The sequence below is a fragment of the Cloacibacterium normanense genome, from assembly GCF_002943105.1.
In the GTDB taxonomy this organism is placed as follows: Bacteria; Bacteroidota; Bacteroidia; order Flavobacteriales; family Weeksellaceae; genus Cloacibacterium.
This window is the reverse complement of record NZ_PTPZ01000005.1, coordinates 136,106-155,380: the sequence shown is the minus strand read 5'-3', so window position 1 is coordinate 155,380 and position 19,275 is coordinate 136,106. Positions and strand designations below refer to the sequence as shown.

At 33.3% G+C, this 19,275-nt stretch carries 20 protein-coding genes; 7 read left to right on the top strand and 13 right to left on the bottom strand.

The genetic code is table 11. The features are described from left to right. Positions 1-22: 22 nt before the first annotated feature. The 8 genes from C3729_RS09560 to C3729_RS09525 form a co-directional block, all read right to left on the bottom strand. Positions 23-2,278, bottom strand: coding sequence for a TonB-dependent receptor (locus tag C3729_RS09560; protein ID WP_104793926.1), 2,256 nt, complete (start codon positions 2,276-2,278; stop codon positions 23-25). An 82-nt stretch (positions 2,279-2,360) separates the two neighbouring features. Next, positions 2,361-2,762 carry a nickel-responsive transcriptional regulator NikR gene (gene nikR, locus C3729_RS09555; protein WP_104793925.1) on the bottom strand — a complete coding sequence of 134 codons (402 nt, stop codon included), beginning with the start codon at positions 2,760-2,762 and terminating at the stop codon, positions 2,361-2,363. A 65-nt stretch (positions 2,763-2,827) separates the two neighbouring features. After that, positions 2,828-3,454: an FKBP-type peptidyl-prolyl cis-trans isomerase gene (locus tag C3729_RS09550; protein WP_104793924.1), complete on the bottom strand. Its 627-nt coding sequence runs from the start codon at positions 3,452-3,454 to the stop codon at positions 2,828-2,830. Positions 3,455-3,573: 119 nt separating this feature from the next. Beyond that, positions 3,574-5,844 (bottom strand): carbamoyltransferase HypF, encoded by a 2,271-nt coding sequence (hypF, locus tag C3729_RS09545; RefSeq protein ID WP_104793923.1) that lies wholly within the window; start codon positions 5,842-5,844, stop codon positions 3,574-3,576. A gap of 94 nt (positions 5,845-5,938) precedes the next feature. After that, entirely contained in the window at positions 5,939-6,454 is a 516-nt protein-coding gene (locus C3729_RS09540) for a HyaD/HybD family hydrogenase maturation endopeptidase (RefSeq protein WP_260204511.1), read from the bottom strand. A gap of 72 nt (positions 6,455-6,526) precedes the next feature. Beyond that, the gene (gene cybH, locus C3729_RS09535) at positions 6,527-7,279 is read right to left on the bottom strand and encodes a Ni/Fe-hydrogenase, b-type cytochrome subunit (protein WP_104793922.1); all 753 of its coding nucleotides are present in this window, start codon (positions 7,277-7,279) and stop codon (positions 6,527-6,529) included. A 17-nt stretch (positions 7,280-7,296) separates the two neighbouring features. Further along, the gene (locus tag C3729_RS09530) at positions 7,297-9,033 is read right to left on the bottom strand and encodes a nickel-dependent hydrogenase large subunit (protein ID WP_104793921.1); all 1,737 of its coding nucleotides are present in this window, start codon (positions 9,031-9,033) and stop codon (positions 7,297-7,299) included. An 11-nt stretch (positions 9,034-9,044) separates the two neighbouring features. Continuing rightward, the gene (locus C3729_RS09525; RefSeq protein ID WP_104793977.1) at positions 9,045-10,181 is read right to left on the bottom strand and encodes a hydrogenase small subunit; all 1,137 of its coding nucleotides are present in this window, start codon (positions 10,179-10,181) and stop codon (positions 9,045-9,047) included. Positions 10,182-10,423: 242 nt separating this feature from the next. Between C3729_RS09525 and hypA the strand changes: the two genes are divergently transcribed. The 5 genes from hypA to hypE all read left to right on the top strand — a co-directional run bounded on the left by hypA (position 10,424) and on the right by hypE (position 13,830). Then, entirely contained in the window at positions 10,424-10,765 is a 342-nt protein-coding gene (hypA, locus tag C3729_RS09520) for a hydrogenase maturation nickel metallochaperone HypA (RefSeq protein ID WP_104793920.1), read from the top strand. Between the two features lie 11 nt (positions 10,766-10,776). After that, on the top strand, positions 10,777-11,661 hold the full coding sequence (gene hypB / locus C3729_RS09515; protein ID WP_104793919.1) for a hydrogenase nickel incorporation protein HypB: 885 nt from the start codon (positions 10,777-10,779) through the stop codon (positions 11,659-11,661). A 66-nt stretch (positions 11,662-11,727) separates the two neighbouring features. Continuing rightward, positions 11,728-11,982 carry a HypC/HybG/HupF family hydrogenase formation chaperone gene (locus C3729_RS09510; RefSeq protein ID WP_104793918.1) on the top strand — a complete coding sequence of 85 codons (255 nt, stop codon included), beginning with the start codon at positions 11,728-11,730 and terminating at the stop codon, positions 11,980-11,982. 64 nt (positions 11,983-12,046) lie between these two features. Continuing rightward, positions 12,047-12,805, top strand: coding sequence for a nicotinamide mononucleotide transporter (locus C3729_RS09505; protein WP_104793917.1), 759 nt, complete (start codon positions 12,047-12,049; stop codon positions 12,803-12,805). A 23-nt stretch (positions 12,806-12,828) separates the two neighbouring features. Beyond that, positions 12,829-13,830 (top strand): hydrogenase expression/formation protein HypE, encoded by a 1,002-nt coding sequence (hypE, locus tag C3729_RS09500; protein ID WP_104793916.1) that lies wholly within the window; start codon positions 12,829-12,831, stop codon positions 13,828-13,830. A gap of 5 nt (positions 13,831-13,835) precedes the next feature. Here the strand turns inward: hypE and C3729_RS09495 are convergent, their stop codons facing one another. Further along, the gene (locus C3729_RS09495) at positions 13,836-14,126 is read right to left on the bottom strand and encodes a hypothetical protein (protein ID WP_104793915.1); all 291 of its coding nucleotides are present in this window, start codon (positions 14,124-14,126) and stop codon (positions 13,836-13,838) included. Further along, complete coding sequence (locus tag C3729_RS09490; RefSeq protein WP_104793914.1) at positions 14,113-15,117, bottom strand: DHH family phosphoesterase; 1,005 nt, start codon at positions 15,115-15,117, stop codon at positions 14,113-14,115. The genes C3729_RS09495 and C3729_RS09490 overlap by 14 nt, the downstream gene beginning before the upstream one ends. A 290-nt stretch (positions 15,118-15,407) precedes the next feature. Here C3729_RS09490 and rpmH point away from each other — a divergent pair, with 290 nt between their 5' ends. Beyond that, positions 15,408-15,563 (top strand): 50S ribosomal protein L34, encoded by a 156-nt coding sequence (gene rpmH, locus C3729_RS09485; protein WP_069797858.1) that lies wholly within the window; start codon positions 15,408-15,410, stop codon positions 15,561-15,563. 179 nt (positions 15,564-15,742) lie between these two features. Next, positions 15,743-16,453, top strand: coding sequence for a cell division ATP-binding protein FtsE (locus C3729_RS09480; RefSeq protein WP_069797856.1), 711 nt, complete (start codon positions 15,743-15,745; stop codon positions 16,451-16,453). 2 nt (positions 16,454-16,455) lie between these two features. Here the strand turns inward: C3729_RS09480 and C3729_RS09475 are convergent, their stop codons facing one another. Genes C3729_RS09475 through C3729_RS09465 form a run of 3 tightly spaced genes read right to left on the bottom strand, consistent with a single transcriptional unit; the run spans position 16,456 to position 19,224 of the window. Beyond that, on the bottom strand, positions 16,456-17,151 hold the full coding sequence (locus C3729_RS09475) for a tRNA1(Val) (adenine(37)-N6)-methyltransferase (RefSeq protein ID WP_104793913.1): 696 nt from the start codon (positions 17,149-17,151) through the stop codon (positions 16,456-16,458). Between the two features lie 33 nt (positions 17,152-17,184). Continuing rightward, positions 17,185-18,636: a sensor histidine kinase gene (locus C3729_RS09470; RefSeq protein WP_104793912.1), complete on the bottom strand. Its 1,452-nt coding sequence runs from the start codon at positions 18,634-18,636 to the stop codon at positions 17,185-17,187. Between the two features lie 3 nt (positions 18,637-18,639). Then, positions 18,640-19,224 carry a riboflavin synthase gene (locus C3729_RS09465; RefSeq protein ID WP_104793911.1) on the bottom strand — a complete coding sequence of 195 codons (585 nt, stop codon included), beginning with the start codon at positions 19,222-19,224 and terminating at the stop codon, positions 18,640-18,642. Positions 19,225-19,275: the final 51 nt, after the last annotated feature.

Here is a 19,275-nt window from a genome sequence, read left to right as displayed (position 1 = left end):
TGTCTTTCAAAGATAATCATTTTTAGAAGAAATAAGTGTAACTTAATTTACCAAAAAACGGAGTTCCTGGCGTAAAGTGAATCTCTGAAACAGGCTGAATTTCGTTATACAATCTGCTTTCTGTATCAAATTGGGTTTCTTTCCATTTCACATTAAAAATGTTCTGAACAGAAACTCCCAATTCCCATTTTTTAGTGGTATAATTTACCGTTCCATCCCAAACAAAGTATCCTTTTGCCACCACAGAATTATCTTCATTTGCAGGTCTATCTCCCATTAATCGGTAACGCAAACTTCCGTTGAAACCCATTTGTTTTCTGTAGGTAATTCCTCCTGTGCTTACTAATTTTGGAGCTAGAGGAATGAAATTTTCATCAGCAGGAAAATTTAAACTTCTTGGTTTCGCTATACTTAAATTAAAATCTGCAAACCAATTTTTATAAATTTCGTAGCGAGCAGTGATATCAATTCCCATTCTTTCGGTTTTTCCACCTTCTTCTACCACCGCTTCATCTCCAACATAAACAAACTCTTGGTCTAACCAAAGATACCAAACCGCCGATTGAAGAATGAGTTTTTTGCCAATTTTAAAAACTCCACCAAAATCAGCTCCCAAAGCTGGTGGTAAAACCTTTTTGCCGTTTTCTAAAACTGTAACTCTGGTGTCATTGCTATGAAATCCTTTCCCAAAGTAAGAATACAATTGCACATTTTCATTGAAACGATAATTCATTCTTAATTTTGGACTGAAAATATTGGAATTTGATTTTAGTTTTTGCTGAAGAAGTTTGTCATTATACTGATTATCAAAATAATCAAATCTGATGGAAGGTGTAATATCAAAATTTTGATTTAAAGCAATTTTTTGACTCCAAAAAGCACCCAAATTCATTTCATTTACGTCACCAAATTTTAAAGCTTCTGTAGTGATGGTTCTGTCTTTGGTTCTGGAAAGTTCTAAATCATTTACATCATCATAACGCAATTGAATTCCTGCAAATGTCTCAGATTTCAGACCAAAAATTTTTGTGGATTTTTCGTAAGTAGAATTAAAACCGTACAAATTTCTATCTTCTTTTTGGCGAATTTGGTCGCCATTAATTGGGTCATTTAAGAAAAATGTAAAGTTGGAATACAACTCAAATAGGTATTTAGAATAGAAAATCTGATTAGTGAGTTTCCCACCATTTTTTAAATACGATTTTAGATTCGCATTAAAATTATATCGAGAAGTTTTGCCTCCTTCATTGTCATCAATTGCACCAAACCAGTCAATTGTCCCATCATCTACGGCTCTATCAGGTATTTGCCCGGAAGCATTCCATTTACTGGAAAGTCCAGAGAAATAAGCTGTTAAGAAATTATTATCATTCAACTTTCCATGATATTTCAGCATTCCATTAAAACGGTTAAAATCTTGAGGACTTTCAAAATAGCCGTCTGTGAAATAAGCTTCTGTTGCTAAAAATAAACTTTGATTTTTTACTTCTTTGTTGTTTTTTAAAAGATTAAAACCCAAAACTCCACGGTACGTTTTGAATTGCCCAACTTCTAATTTGGCAAAATTATTTTCCAGAAAATCTTTGGTTTTAAATTCTACAAAACCAGCAGTAGTGAAATTTCCTTTTTCGGCAAAATAAGGTCCTTTATCAAAATTTACTTTATCAATAAATTCAGGAATCACGAAATGCAAATCTGCATAACCTTGTCCGTGAGCATGAGAAACCATGTTTACAGGAATTCCGTCCACAGAAATATTAACATCCGTTCCGTGATCTACATCAAAACCGCGAATAAAAAGCTGCTCCGCTTTTCCGCCTCCAGCGTGTTGACCGATGAAAAGCCCTGGAACAGAACGCAAAATTTCTTGCGAATTGTTAATCGGGCGAAGATGAATATCTAATTCTGAAATCGTTTGGAAAATGTTATTTTTTGCAGAACTTTTCAATTGAATCTCTTCGATACTCACTATTTTTGGGTTGAGAAAAATGTAACCAAAATCTTTCTCTTTTTTAATGGAATTTAAGTCAAATTCTTCTTTTTCGTAGCCAATTCCTGAAACATAAATTTTTTGATTTTCCGAATTGAAATTTTGAAGACTCACAAAACCATTTTCGTCAGAAAATTCTTGAAAACCATCATTAAAATCACTTATTAATACTGATGAAATTGGCTTTTTTGTAATTTCATTTAAAACATAAATTCCTTTTAAATTTTGTGCAAAAAATTCATTAATTGAAATTAAAATTAATAAAAAAAGAAAGATTTTTAACCTCATACCGTATTACTTTTTTATATTTTCGTGTTACTTTTTGCAAATTAAAAACCCTTTCAGAGTTTGAAACTCTGAAAGGGTTAGTTTATATCATTTTACTGGTTACCAATTTCCCATGAATAATCCCTTTTAAACCAATTAATTTATTGGCTAAATCGGTTAAACGATTTGCGTTTCCTTTAACTGCAATAATTTCTAAGCAATTATCATGGTCTAGATGAAAATGTTGTGCTGAAAGAATTTCTTTGTAAAATTTATGCTGAATATCATTCATCTTTACACCTACATCACCTTTATGATGATCAAAAAGCAACACAATAGCACCAGAAACCACATCATTTTCTTTCCATTTCTTTTCTACAATTCGGTTTTCTACCAAGTGTCGAATCGCTTGTGAACGGTTTGGCAAATGATTGTCTAGAACAAATTGGTCTAATTCTTTCAAAACTTCTTCGTCTAAACTCACTCCAAATCTTACTTGCGCCATCGTGTTACTTTCTTAAAAATTATTGTTACTAAAATAATTAAATTCCAGATAGTGAATAAATTATTTTACATGATTTTATTCAGTTCTATCACAAAAACCAAAGTAGCATTCGGTTGAATCATTGGTGGCGCTCCGTTTTCGCCATAAGCTAAATGTGGCGGAATATACACTTTCCAACGAGAACCTTCTTGCATTTTAGTCAACACATCTTTCCATCCTTCTATCATTTCTGAAATTCTAAAAACTTGAGCACCTACATCTTTAGTAGAATCAAAAACCTGCTTATCTAGCAAATAACCTTCATATTCTACTTCTACCTCATCGGTTATTTTTGGAACTGCTCCGTTTCCTTCTACCAAAATTTCGTATTGCAAACCGCTTTCTAATTCTGTAATTTTAGGATTTTCTTTATTTTTTTCGAGAAAAGCTTGTCCTTCATCTGCATTTTTTTGCAACATTTCACCACGAAGCAAGAGCACATAATTGTTGAAAATATCAATAGATTTTTTTGGCGAAATTTTTCCCATTTCATTATTGAAAACAGTTTTCATTCCTTCCGTAAAATCATCGTATTTAATATCTTCAAAGCCCATATCTTTCAAGCTCATCGCCAAAACAACACCTGCAGAATAAGATACTTTGTCTTCGTCTTCGGTGTGGTCTATTTTTCCTAATAAATCGTAAATGTCCATTTATGAAATTTTAAATTTTTTTAATGTCATTCTGAATGCAGCAAAGCGAAATGAAGAATCTTTTACCATTAGATTCTTCACTACATTTCATTTCTTTCAGAATGACAGTATTCATTTTATTATTTTAACTTTAAGTAATAATTCAATTGTCCGAAACTGATGTTCTCGTCATTTGGTGAAAGTTTTTCGTGGAAATGAAGCTCAAATTTATCTCCCAAAAATTCTATTACCAAATCTACTAACAAAGCATTTTGCCATACTCCACCAGAAAAAGCGATTTCTTTCACAGCAAAACCTTCTGCTATTTTTTCAATCGCTTTAATTAAAGTATAATGAAAATTCAGTCCGATTTCTCCCAAATTTTTTCCTGATATTTTTTCTTTTAAAATCCTTGAAAATAGTTTTTTAGTGGGAATATTTTCAAAATTTTCTTCTTCTAAATAATCAATCAACTTTACATTTTCATCAAAAGCATCTTGAGAAATTTTCTCCAGCCACATTGCAGATTCTCCTTCAAAAAACAAAGGTTTTTCATAACCTAAAACAAAAGCAACCGCATCAAAAAACCTTCCCATAGAAGAAGTTTTAATCTCTGATTTTTCAATTAAGTTGGTGTAAATTTTCCATTCGTTTTCATCAAAAGCAAATTTCAAATCTTCATTATTTCCTGAAATTGAAAGTGCTGAAATTTTAGGTGTTTTAGACATTTTATCGCTTAAAATCCAAGCGAAATTTTCGAGTTGAGCCACTCTTTCCATTTTTTGATTTTCAAAAAGGAAAAATTCTCCGCCCCAAATTTCTGTAGAAGTTCCGAAACCAATTCCGTCCCAAATAATGCCCAAAATTTTATCTTTTTTCCATAGCTTTTTTTCTCCTAAAATGGAGGCGAAATGTGCTTTATGATGTTGGATTTCTTCTATTCTCGCAGATTGAGCAGATTTTTTTGAAAATTTTGAAATTATATTTTGATTTTCATATTTTGGGTGTAAATCTTTAAGAATTATTTCTGGCTGAAAATTAAATATTTTTTGATAAGATTTTACCGTATTTTCAAATCTTTCGTAGGTTTCAAAATTCGCTAAATCGCCTATGTATTCTGAAATATAAACGTGATTATTTGGAACAATAGCAAAGGTGTTTTTCAAGTCTCCACCTAAACTCAAAATTTTATTTTTCTCTTTATTGAGTTCCGAAAGTTCTTCGGCAAAGAAATAATTCGGCGCAAAACCTCTGGAACGACGAAAAACAATTTTCTGGTGATGTTTTGGAGAAAATTTAATCACAGAATCGTCTTGAGGATGCTGAATTTCTAATGTATTATGCAAAAAATAATCTGCAATTTTACCTAAAATTTGCTCAGCTTCTTCTGTTGTAGAGCAAATTGGCGAACCATGGAAATTTCCACTGGTTGCGATGAGTGGTTTTCCGAAAGTTTTCGAAATCAACTTCAACGTTCCAGAATACGGAAACATCGCGCCAATCGTATTCATATTCGGTGAAATTTCTTCAATTGCCAAATCTTTTTTGTCCTTAATTTTAGTAACAATTATAGGACTTTCAGAGGATTTGAAATGCTGAATTTGCAATTCAGAAATTTCTAAATATTCCTTCATTGTTGAAATTCCTGAAAATAAAACGGCGAAAGGTTTCGTAGGTCTGCGTTTTCTTTTTCTCAACTCTAAAATGGCTTCTGAATTGGTAGCATCACACATTAAAAGATATCCTGCTGTATTTTTGAGTGCTACGATTTTTCCTTGAGATAATTCTTTGGCTAATTTTTCGAAAATTTCTTTGTTGGAGCCTTTAAATTCGTTTCCTTGGTTGTCTTTTAACCAAATTTGAATACCACAATTCGGACAAGAATTGGTTTGAGAATGAAACCTTACATCCTCTGGATTTTGGTATTCTGCTAAACAATTCGGGCACATTTTAAAAACTTCAATTGCTGTGTTTTCTCTTTCGAAAGGGAATTTCTTAGTCACGGAATATCTCGGTCCGCACTGTGTACAAGTGGTAAAAGGATAAAAATAACGAGGATTTTTCTCATCAAAAAGTTCTGTTTCACAAGATTCGCAAGTGGCAAAATCTGGCGTTAACGGAATATCTACCACAATGTTTTTTTCGGTAGGTTTGATATAGAAATTATCAAAAATTTCTGCCGTTTCAATTTCTTTGATTTCCGAAAAAATGATTTCGGAAGATTTCGGTTTTCTATGGTGAATTTCATTAAAAAATTGCTCAGAATTTTCACCTTGACAAACGATGATTACACCCAACTCATCATTAGAAACGTAGCCTTTCAACTGAAATTCTTCAGCCAAATTGAAAATAAAAGGACGAAAACCTACACCTTGAACTCGCCCTGATATATGTATTTCGGTAGTTTTCATTTTGTTCGAACAGATTTCACGGATTTTCACAGATGAAATTATTTTAATAAAAATTTAAAATTGACTTGTTTATTTCTATGAAATCTATGAGCGTTTAATTTTTTCTAATTTTTTGAACTAATTCTAGAGCCATTTCGGTTACTTTTGGAATAGCCGCGGCTACTTTTGGTGAAAGCTCAAGATACATGGGCTCCATTTTAGAAATGGTAACCGTGAAAAGGTAAATATTAGGCATTTTATCCATAAAAGTAAGAATATCTACCATGTCTTTTAATCCAAAATTATGACCGCTCAACGAAACGGGGAAATCATCTGAAAATTTAGGGGTAAGAAGGGTAATCGTTCCTTCTTCTTTTCCGTCCATCGTGGCATCTACAATAATCACATGCTCATGACTTTCGATGTAGGGAACAAGTGAAAAACCGCCAGTTCCTCCATCTAAAAAACTGATATTTTTTGGAAATCTAGAAGTGTCTAAATTTTTAACAAACTGAACACCAATTCCTTCGTCTCCCATCAAATAATTCCCGATTCCCAAAATGAGAATGTCATTTCCGTCAGAATGAAATTCGTCTACGGTATATTGGAAAGTTTCTGTATTATTTTTCAAAATTTTAAATTTTTGAGGCAAAAAATTCCCCGAAAATGATCATTATTTCAGGGAATTCGGTTTAGTTTAATATTAATGTTTCTCCTCTTCTTTATAATCTTCGAATCTTTCCTTTCTTACGAATTTGTAACCACTTACCATTGCCGAAGATTCACCACGACCTTCTAACCAATCGTGGAATAAGACTAGGTAAAAATGTACTGCAATGAACAATATAAATGCCCACATTACAATATGGTGAATTCTTCTGATTAAAAATTCATCTGTAGTAATCAACGAGGTAGCCCAAGCAAAAAACTTAGGGAAGAACCAAGTAGAAGTTGGTGCATATAATGCAAACCCAGTGAAAATCATCACTAAAGCTAGAATGAACATTACCAAATAAGATGCTGCAGCAACTGCATTATGACCAATAGGAATGCTCGTGAACTTATATTCTTTTTCGTTGAATAAAAAGATATCGTACTTGATTACGTGCCACATTTTTTCTCTTCCTTTTTTATCAAAAGGCACAAACTGTCTCCAATTGGCAAATCTGTTTCCTACAAAAGCCCAATAAACTCTCATAAACATTACAGCAACCATTGCATAAGCACTTATGAAATGTACTTGTCTGATTAGTCCCATCCAAAATTGTCCTGACGCTTCTTTTGCAGTCATAATTGCAGGAGGTTTCGCGATTAAAAACCCTGTAATAATGAGAAAAGTAATTGCAAAACCATTAATCCAATGGAAAAAACGAACGGGCAATTGCCAAATGTACGCTCGTCTGAAGGTGACCGTTTTAATAGGAACGCCTTCTTGAATTTGAGTTGTGTTTTCCATTTTAAAATATTTTTAGATTAAACGGTACAAACAGAAACGTCATTAATTTCTTTGATGATATTTCCTTTTTCGTCATACAAATGCACTGCACAAGCAATACATGGGTCAAAAGAGTGAATCGTTCTAATGATTTCTAATGGAAGTTCTGGGTCTGCAACTGGAGTATTGATTAAAGTACTTTCGTAAGGAGAGCGCTGTCCTTTTGGATCACGTGGTGAAGCATTCCAAGTTGAAGGGACAATTTGTTGGTAATTTTCTGTTTTACCATCTTTTATTACAATCCAGTGGCTTAATCCACCTCTTGGAGCCTCTACTCTACCTACACCTTTGGCTTCGGCTGGCCATGTAGAAACTTCCCATTTCTCCATATTTGCCATTCTTTCATCACCTCCTTTGATATTTTCAATTAATTTATCATAGAATTCTAAATTCCACTGAGCTACTAATTGAGTTTCTAAACCTCTAGCTGCTGTTCTACCTAAAGTAGAGAATAATGCTTCTGCAGGAACATCTAATTTCGTTAATGCAGAATCTACTACTTCTTTGAAATCTTCTCTTCCTAATGCATAACCAACTAACATTCTGGCTAATGGGCCTACTTCCATCGCTTGACCTTTCCAACGAGGAGTTTTGATAAAGCTGTATTTATTTTCTACATCTAAGAATTCATATGGAGGTTTCGGACCTGTATAATTGATATTCGTTTCTCCACTCCATGGTTGTTTTCCAGCGTTTGGATCACCTGTATAATCGTACCAAGAATTATTCACGTGTTCTTCTACTGTTTTCAGATTTTCTAAATCTACATCATGTACTTTAGATAAATCTTTATTAAGAATTACACCTGCTGGGAATTTGTAGGTACTCATGTCTTTATTTCCATAACCAGCCATTGGGAAATCTCCGAATGCCATAAAATTATGGAAACCACCAATTGCGCCCCAATCTTTGTAGAAACTAGCAATCGTTAATAAATCTGGAAGATAAACTTGTTCTACAAATTCTTTTCCTTGGATTAATAATTTTTGAACCAATGCTAATCTTTCAGCGTTCAGTCCGCTCGCATCATCTACATTAATTGCACAAGCCATTCCTCCTACTAAGAAATTAGGGTGTGGATTTTTACCTCCAAAAATAGCGTGAATTTTTACGATTTCTTTTTGCCATTCTAAAGCTTCAAGGTAGTGAGCTGTTGCCATTAAATTCGCTTCTGGTGGAAGTTTCATAGCTGGGTGTCCCCAATATCCGTTTGCAAAGATTCCTAACTGTCCGCTGTCTACAAATTTTTTCAAACGTTTTTGTAAATCAGCAAAATATCCTGGTGAGGATTTTGGCCAATTAGAGATAGACTGTGCTAATTGTGATGTTTTTACAGGGTCTGCACTTAAACCATTGACTACATCTACCCAATCAAATGCATGAAGGTGATAGAAGTGTACAATATGATCATGCACATATAATGAACCTAGCATTATATTTCTCACCATTTCTGCATTAGGCGGTACATTAATTCCTAATGCGTTTTCTACTGCTCTAATAGAAGCAATAGCGTGGGTAGTAGTACATACTCCACAAGTTCTTTGTACAAAAGCCCAAACATCTTTTGGGTTTCTGCCTTTTACAATATTTTCTAAACCACGTACCATCCCTGATGAAAGGAATGCGTCTCTGATGGTTCCGTCTGTGATTTCTACCTCTGCTCTTAAGTGACCTTCAATCCTTGTAATAGGATCTACTACTATTCTATTTGCCATTTTTTAAATTTTTAAATCTTGTCTTTAGCTAATTTTTTTTCACTTTCTTCTGCTTCTTTTATTCTTCTTTCTAAATCTTTTCTCTTAGAAATATTAGAAGCTACGGCATGTATTGCAGCTCCGGCAACTACACCACCAAGAGCAACTTTACCCACAGTATCAGCATTACTCTCTGCGAAACCACCTATTGCAGAAATGTCTCTAGAATAGAAACTATCTGCTGCATCCCAGAATTTATCTGCACTACATCCTAGACATCCATGACCAGACTGAATTGGGTAAGAAATGCCACCATTCCATTTCATATTACCACAGGTATTATAAGTAGATGGTCCTTTACAGCCTACTTTATATAGACAATATCCTTTTTTAGCATTTTCGTCATCGAAACTTTCTACGAAAAGACCAGCATCAAAATAAGGTCTTCTGTAGCAGCTATCGTGAACACGTTTAGAATAGAAAGCTTTTGGTCTTCCTGCAGCATCTAATTCTGGTAATTTACCAAATGCTACATAATGTACAATCACTCCAGCCATTACCTCACCAATTGGAGGACAACCTGGAACATTGATAATCGGTTTATCTGTAATAATTTTATTAATAGGAACCGCACCAGTAGGATTAGGTTTTGCTGCTTGTACACAACCTGTAGTTGCACAGCTTCCCCATGCTATGATAGCAGCAGCGTCTTTGGCAGATTCTTTTAGAATATCTATAGCTGTTCTTCCTGCAATTACACAATAATTACCATCATCTCCTAGAGGAACAGAACCTTCTACACAAAGAATATATTTTCCTTTATATTTCTCCATGGTAGATTTTTTCGCAGCTTCTGCTTGATGACCACTAGCCGCCATCAATGTTAAAGTGTAATCTAATGAAATCTTATCAAGAATTATATCCGCTACGATAGGATGGTCTGAACGGATAAAAGACTCACTGCAACAGGTACATTCTTGGAAATGCTCCCATATTACAGGTAATCTTGGTGTAGTAGCTAATGCTTTGGCTACTTGACCAAGAGCTGAACTTTCGATACCCATGTATGCGCCAATAAAGGCAACAAATTTCATGAAATCTCTTCTAGAATATCCTTGTCTCTCAATACTCTGAAGATAAGTTTCATTGGTTGAAGTTTTAGTCCCCATATTATTTTTTATTAATCCTTCTAAAATTAGAAAATTTTTGAAATACAAACGAAAAACATTATGTTATTTATAATTATTTTAAATTTATTTTAAACAAAACATCCCATAAACAGTGACTTTATTAAACATATGTTACTTTTGTTACTGATTAAAATCATATAAAAGTCCTATTAAAAACACAAAAATCATTTAAAAAATTAATCAGAAAAGTGTAGATTTGTTACATATGATTTAACAAAAAAATGCACGAACTTTCAATTGCAACCTCTATTTTAAAAACTGCCACTCAAGAAGTTGAGAAAATTAACGGCAAAAAAGTAGAAGAAATTTACCTAGAAATTGGCAAAATTTCTGGCATTGAAATTCCTTCTTTAGAATTTGCGTGGGAACAATGCATGAAGGATAGTGTTTTAGAAAATGCTAAAGTTCACATTACAGAACCAGATGGTTTTGCGAGATGCGCAGAGTGCAATCATGAATTCGAGATTTCTAAAATTTATGATTCCTGTGAACGCTGCGGAAGTCCTTTTAAGGAAATCATTACAGGACAAGAAATGAAAATAAAAAAATTAATTATCAGCTAAAATTTAAACATATGTGCTCAACTTGCGGATGTAGCTCCAACGAAAACGGAATTACTTTAACAAAAATGGGAGAAAACCGTCATACTCACCATCATCACAATGGTCATACTCATTCTCATGAACATCATCATGGAGATCACTCCCACAGTCATGAACACCATCACGAACATGGACATGAACATAATCATGACCACGAACATCATCATCACGACCACAATCATGATCACCACCATCATCATGATGTAAATATTGTAGAACTAGAAAAAGATATTCTTCACCAAAATCAATTAGTTGCAGAAAGAAACCGTGGATTTTTTGAAGCTTTAAATATTTTCGCAATGAATTTGGTTTCTTCGCCTGGTTCTGGGAAAACTTCGCTTTTAGAAAAAACCATCGCCGACTTAAAAGGTGAAATAGAATTTTCTGTAATAGAAGGGGACCAACAAACCACCAATGACGCAGCCAGAATACACGCGTTAAACGTTCCTGTTCTTCAAATCAACACTGGAAAAGGATGCCACCTCGATTCAGAAATGATTGCCAAATCTTTAAAAGAACTAAAACCAAAACAAAATTCTATACTCATGATAGAAAATGTAGGAAACTTAGTTTGTCCTGCCATGTTTGATTTAGGAGAAAACCAAAGAGTAGTCATTATTTCTACCACAGAAGGAGAAGATAAACCTCTGAAATATCCAGATATGTTTTACAGTTCTAATATTTGTATTATCAATAAAATTGATTTATTACCATACTTAAAATTTGATGTAGAAAAACTGAAAGAAAACACAAAAAAAGTAAATCCAAATATCCAATTTTTTGAAGTTTCAGCTACTTCAGGAGAAGGAATGGAAGCTTGGTATGAATTTTTAAGAAGCAAAATTGTAAAATCGTAAAATCTCGAAAGAATTATTTTTTACAGTTTTACAACTTTACAAATCATCAACTTAACAAAGAAAATTATGTGTTTAGCCATTCCAGGAAAATTAGAAAACATTACTTCTCAGCTAGACGAAGTCTTTAGAATAGGAAGTGTAGATTTTGAAGGCATCAGAAAAGAGGTAAATCTCGCTTTGGTTCCAGAAGCCAAAGTTGGCGATTATGTTCTCGTTCACGTAGGTGCCGCTATCGGAATAATTGATGAAGATGAAGCAAAAAAAACGATGGACGCCCTGAAATTAATGGGAGAAGATTTAGAATTAGAGCCCGAAAACTAGGTAATCATCACGATTTTCTTATTTTTGTTAAAACTTTATAAGAATTTTGTGATAAAACTTAAAAATGATTCACCTAAAAAAAGCAGTTCGTTCCTTTGTGCAATCTAAATATTTAGACCTATTTGGAGCAACATTAGTCCTCGTTATCAGCATCTATAATCAATATCATCTCACTTATTATTTCCAAGGAAATGTAAAGTTCGACGTTCCTTTTTCAGAGCAAATCGCACTCATCAAACAAGGTGCTTTTCCTCTAGGAATTTTCTCTACCATCGGAGCCGTTTTTTCTTTACTCTCTACCAGATTTGTGGGCAAACAAAATAATGTGGGCAATATTATTGGCGTTTTTACCACTATAAATTCGGGAACGATTGATTACTTTTTAGGAAATCATTCCGCAGCAATTACCTATCCTTTAACCTTTATCATCACTTATTTCGCAGTGATTAAATGGAAAAAAGGTGAAAAAATTAGAAAAATAGACATCAACTATTACCTCATCAATAGTGTAGGTTTAGTTTTAGGATATTTACTGGTTTACATAGGAACGGAAATCTTCGGAGGAAGAGACGATTTATTGTTTTTCAACATCGTTTCTATCACTTTCGGACTTTCTTTGGGCGCCAATTTCAGTTCGGCGCTTAAATACGAGACCACGTTTTTAAGTTGGACCATTTATAACGTTGTACAGCTGATTAAAGCATTTTTACAACTGAATATTGCAAATATTGCCAAATATATTTTTTATATGATAAACGCTGCCATCACTTTGGGAGACTGGATTTGGAACAGAGATGTAAGAAAAAAAGCAGCATTATCTTAATTAAAATTTAAAAATTAAGCATCATGCCAGAAAGCATTAACCTTCAGCACGGAAGTGGCGGCGAAAAGATGACCGAACTTCTCAATAACCTTATTTTTAAAAATTTAGGAAACGAAATCTTAAACAAAAAACATGATGGTGCTTTTCTAGAATTATCTGGAAGGTTAGCATTTTCTAGCGACAGTTTTGTGGTTTTTCCTATATTTTTCAAAGGAGGAAATATTGGCGAATTGGCGGTTTTCGGAACGGTAAATGATATTTCGATGTGTGGTGCAGAACCCAAATATTTATCGCTTTCGTTTATTATTGAAGAAGGTTTTGCAATGGAAGATTTTGAAAAAATCATTCATTCTATAAAATTAGCCACCGAAAAAGCAGGTGTACAAATTGTAACAGGCGACACTAAGGTGGTAGAACGCGGAAAAGGCGACAAAATCTACATCAACACCTCGGGAATTGGTGTAATTTATGACAATGCAAAAATCGGAATCGAATACATAAAACCGAACCAAACCATCATCATCAATAGAGACATCGCTTCTCACGGAATGGCAATTATGAGCGAAAGAGAAGGTTTAAAATTCGATTCTGAAATCTTGAGCGACACTAAAAATCTCAATTTTGAAGTCAAAAAACTCATCGAAAATTTTGGTGAAAAAATTCATTTCCTAAGAGATGCAACAAGAGGCGGCTTAGCTTCTGTTCTCAATGAAATTACTTCTGAAAGCAACCTCGGAATTCATCTTTTTGAAGAAAAAATTCTAGTACAAAGACAAGTAAAAAGCGCTTGCGAATTGCTAGGTTTAGACCCAATGTACGTTGCGAATGAAGGAACATTTCTTTGTGTTTGCGACGATGAAATTTCAGACGAAGTTTTAGAAATTTTACAAAGAGTTAATCATCACGCTTCGAAAATCGGTTATATCACCGAAGAACACGCCGGAAAAGTCATTATGGAAAGTGCTTTTGGCGGAAAACGCGTGGTAAATCCTTTAATTGGTGAGCAATTGCCTAGGATTTGTTAAGATTTTTATTTCTTAATTTTCTTATTAAAAAATGATTTCAAAATAAACTGTGATAAATGAAATACTAAAAAATAAAAAGCTAGAGCCGAAGCATATCTTATCAATTTTTGATAAAATCTTGACAAACTTTTAACAAAATCTGGTTCATAAGGTTTCCATATAAAAAATATAAATGGTAAAATGGACAAAACACCAATCAAACCAGAGATTCTATACTGCCATTCTTCACGGCTACCATTCAGAAATTCAGAAATGTAGTCTTTTAACTCTGCGAAAAATTGTTTAAAAATCTTCATTCTCAATCTTCGATTTAAAATCTTCAATGGTTTCGTGGATATTTTTAAAATATTTACCTCCAGATGCATTGATATGTCCACCTCCATGGAAATGAGCTCTCGCAAATGCATTGGTATCTACATCGTCTTTGCTTCGGAAAGAAATTTTGATGAAATCTTCATATAAATCTTCCATGAAAAAAGCAGACATTTTAGTTCCTGCAATACTCAATCCGTAGTTTACAAACCCTTCTGTATCTCCTTTTTCGAAACCAAATTCTTTTAATTCGTCACGTTTTAAATAAAGAATCGCCACTTTTCCATCTTTTACCAATTCTATTCTTCCTAAAATCAACGACAAAAGATGTAATCTAGAAACCGTATTGGTATCCCAAGTATTAGACGTAATCATAGAAGGATCAGCGCCTTTTTCTATTAAATTCGCTACAATTCTATGTGTATCTGCAGAAGTAGAACGAAAACGGAAACCTCCAGTATCAGTCATAATTCCCGTGTAAAGACATTCTGCCACGTCTTGATTTACCAAATCTTCTTTTCCCAAAGCTTCAATGAAATGATACACCATCTGACAAGTTGCGGGAATACTGGTATTAGAATAGACAAAATCGAAATGCTCTGGTTGCTGATGATGGTCTATCAAGATTTTTTTCGCCCAAGATTTCGTGAGCCAATCTCCTAACATTCCAATTCTAGAAGGAGCATTAAAATCTAAACAAAAAATTACATCTGCATGATAAATCGCTTCGCCAGCAATTTTACGTTTGTACTCTGCGATGACTATTTTTTTTGCTTCGGGCATCCATTTTAGAAATTTCGGGAAATCATTCGGAACAATTACCGTAGCATCAACTCCTAAATTTTTAAGAAAATGTTTTAAACCAAGACTACTCCCAATTGCATCACCATCTGGATTGTAATGCGTGATAATCACTACATTTTTATTCGGTTGCAAAAGGCTTCTGATTTCTGTAAGTTGGTTTTCTGTAAACATTGTAAAAATTTATGGTGCAAAGATAATTTTTTTACTCCAAAATCTCGAAACCTCAAAGATGATGTTTGAACGCTCAACATTTATAAAATGATTTTCAGAATCATATTAAACAGAATTTGAAGAAGTACAATCATTAAAATCACTTAAAAATAGTTATTGAGAAAAGTTTTATTCCATTTACTCAAAAAAAACTTAATTATTTCTAAAATTAATTTGCAGAAAATAAAAAAAAACATATCTTTGCAACCTCAAAAAGAAGAATAATTACGGACCCATTATAAATTGAAGTAATGAAAAGAACATTCCAGCCATCAGAAAGAAAGAAAAGAAACAAACACGGTTTCAGAGAAAGAATGTCTACTCCAAATGGTAGAAGAGTATTAGCTGCTAGAAGAGCAAAAGGCAGAAAGAGATTAACGATTAGCGACGCAAGAGCTAAGAGATAATAATTTCTTTTGATTTTATTATAAAAGACATGCTTGGAAATTTACTTTCCGAGCATTTTTTGTTGTTAAAATTTCCTTAAAATTTAGGATAAAAAAAAGGTTTTCCTTATTTTTGAAAGTTGATAAAAAAGTAAGCCTTCTTATCAATCAAGAAAAATCAACCATCATTTATAATCATTATGCCACATCATAACACCTACGGAGAAGACATCATTACGCTGCAAGACGCGAAAATTGTACAAAAAAACTTTACCGTTTTATCTCATGTGAATTTACATATTAAGAGAGGTACTTTCTGTTACCTTATTGGTAAAACAGGCTCTGGAAAGAGTTCATTGTTAAAAGTTTTGTACGGACACTTGCCTTTAAAAGAAGGAAACGGAGAAGTAGTAGGATTTGATTTACAAAAATTAAGAGCATCAGATATTCCTAACCTTAGAAGAAGATTAGGCATTGTTTTTCAAGATTTTCAATTATTGACGGATAGAAGTGTAGAAAGAAATCTGCGTTTCGTGCTAGAAGCTACTGGCTGGAAGGATAAAAACCTGATGGACGACAGAATAAACGAGGTTCTAGACAGTGTAGACATGAAAACGAAAAAACACAAAATGCCTCATGAACTTTCTGGTGGTGAACAGCAGCGTATTGCTATTGCAAGAGCTTTACTAAATCATCCAGAATTGATTCTTGCAGACGAACCTACAGGAAACCTAGACCCAGAAACTTCTAACGATATTATGAATTTATTGAAAAAAGTATCTTTAGAAAGAAACTGTGCAGTTCTGATGGCGACTCACGATTACCACATGATTCAAAATTTCCCTGGAGAAGCGATTAAATGCGAAGATGGCGGAGTTAAGGTGATGAACACCGTAGAACTTTTTGAATAATTTTATTTTCCAAAAACATGAAACTCTTTTGTGAGTTCTAAATATTGGTCCGAGTATTTTCTCGGACTTTTTTCTATCGTAAAATCAAGAGTTTCCAATGCTGATTTTTTCTTAGAAAATTCTAAAACATTTCGTTTTAAAACACCGTTTTCAATACCGAAAATATTTACTTTTCTTACCAAATATAAATCAAAATCTTCAGCTAAGTTTTCAAATTCTTGTGCAGATTCCGAAGGAATAATTACTGAAAAAATTCCTAGTGAAGATAAAACGTCAGCTGTTTTTTGTATTAAATTTCTAAAAGTAAGTTCTACTTGTTGTCTCGCTAAAATATCTTTCACAGAATTATTTTCCTCGAAAAAAGGTGGATTACAAACCACAAAATCATATTCTTTTTGCGACGCAAAAGTTTTAAAATCTTGATGAAAAACCTGTAATCTTTTTGAAAACGGAGAATTTTTAAAATTTTCTTGAGCCAAATTCACCGCATCTTCATTTAAATCTAAAGCAGTAATCTCAGCATTTGCATTTCGCTGAGCAAGCATTAGAGAAATCAAACCTGTTCCCGTTCCTACTTCTAAGATTCTTTGAGCATTTTCAACCTTGCATAAAGCTCCCAGCAAAACACCGTCTGTTCCTACTCGGAAAACATTTTTATGCTGTATAATATCAAATTTTTGAAATCGAAAAGGTTTCATTTTAAAGAAATTCTCAATGAGAAAAGTAAAAAATTAAACGTTTGTTGGAAGAATGATGGTGAATTTGGTTCCTTTTCCTTCTTCGGATTTCACGGAAATTTCGCCTTTATACTCTTCTATCATTTTTCTGACCATGGTTAAACCGAGTCCCATTCCAGAATTTTTGGTCGTAAAATTAGGCTCGAAGATTTGCTCTAATTTATCTTTAGGAATACCAATTCCGTTGTCTTCTATAACGATGATGATTTTCTTATTGAAGAGTTCTGCATCTATATTGATGATGGATTTTCTTTGTTCAGAAACGGCTTGTTTTGCATTGGTAATCATATTGGTGAAAATTCTAGAAAGATAAATTCTATCCATTCTCACCGGCATCATATCTTTATTCGCATGGAAATAAATATTACCATCATCATTGAAAACTCTTACCAAATTTTCTAATTCTTCTTTTAAGTTAAAAGATTCATCATTTTTTGGCGGCAACTTGGCAAATTCTGAAAAAGCACTTGCTACAGTAGCTACTAAATCGATTTGATCAACCAAACTTCGACTTAGATTTCTGACTTTTTGATCAATTTCTGGGTCATTTTTATCAAATTTCCTCTCAAAATTCTGAATGAGCAACTTCATTGGCGTGAGCGGATTTTTCACTTCGTGGGCAACTTGTTTTGCCATTTCTCTCCATGCTTCTTCTCTTTCTTTATTGGCCAAAAGCATTTTTTGATCTTCAATTTGGTAAATCATTTTGTTATAAGATTTTACCAAACCACTTAATTCATCATTTTGAAAATACTTAATCGGCTTCATTTCTCTACCAAAAAGCGTAGTTCTGGTAATGAGCTCAGAAATTCTTGTAATTGTTTTGGTCAAATTTTTAGAAATCACCCAACTTAGCCAAATACTCAACAAAATGAGGAAAAGATTGACCAAAATAATGTACTGAACATATTTATTAAATGCACCTGCATAAATATTATCATTGTGATAAAAAGGGAAATACACAATCGCAATAGGCTCTAACATGTTATTCCTAAGAATCATATAAGAAGAGGTGACATTACTGCCCACTTTTTGATCGTATTCTTGTACATCTACTCTTTTGTCAGACTCCAAAACATTCATTAACGTTTCATGAGGAATTTTTTTCTGCGCTACAAGATTCAGTTCTTTATTGGATACCAAATAATTACCTTGTAAATCATAAAGAATTACATCATGCTTATTAATATCTGAAATCTCGTAAATTTCGTTTTGGAGAATATTGACTAAATCTTTGTCTTGAGTAATATTAGTATGGCTTACTGCGTAATCCAGCGTTTTCATTAATGCTTCAAACTTATTTTGCATTTCTGTAACGCTCTGTTCATCTGTAGATTTTTTGATGATAAGATAAGACATAGCTGTAGAACCTATGATACTGAAAAAACAGACTACCATAAATCCTATAAAAATTTTAGTTCTTAAGCTATAGCTATGTAATGCCATCTTTTATCTCTTCATAAGCTTGGCTACATATTTTCCAATAATATCGAATTCTAAATTTACACGGTCTCCCACTTTTAAAGTATTCATATTGGTATGTTCCCAAGTGTACGGAATTATCGCCACAGAAAACTGATTTTCTTTGCTATCAGCAACAGTCAAACTAATTCCATTTACAGTAATAGAACCTTGCGGAACTGTGGTAAAAGAACCATCTTCTTCGTAAGTAAATGTTAAATAATAACTTCCGTTAATATTTTCGATAGCAACAATTGAGCCAGTTTTATCTACATGACCTTGTACAATATGACCATCTAATCTGCCATCCATTTTCATACAACGCTCTAAGTTTACTACGCTTCCTACTTTCAATTCGCCCAAATTGGTTTTTTCTAGCGTTTCATTAATCGCTGTAACCGTGTACAAATCACCATCTATTGATTCCACAGTAAGACAACAACCATTATGCGCTAAACTCTGGTCTACTTTAAGTTCTTGTGTAAAAGGACCGCTAAAAGTAAAGACAACATTAGTCCCTTGTTTTTCCAATTTTTCTACCTTTCCTGTCGCTTCAATTATTCCTGTAAACATATTTTGTTTATATAAGTTAAAGTTTAAAAATATTAGATTAAAGATTTATAA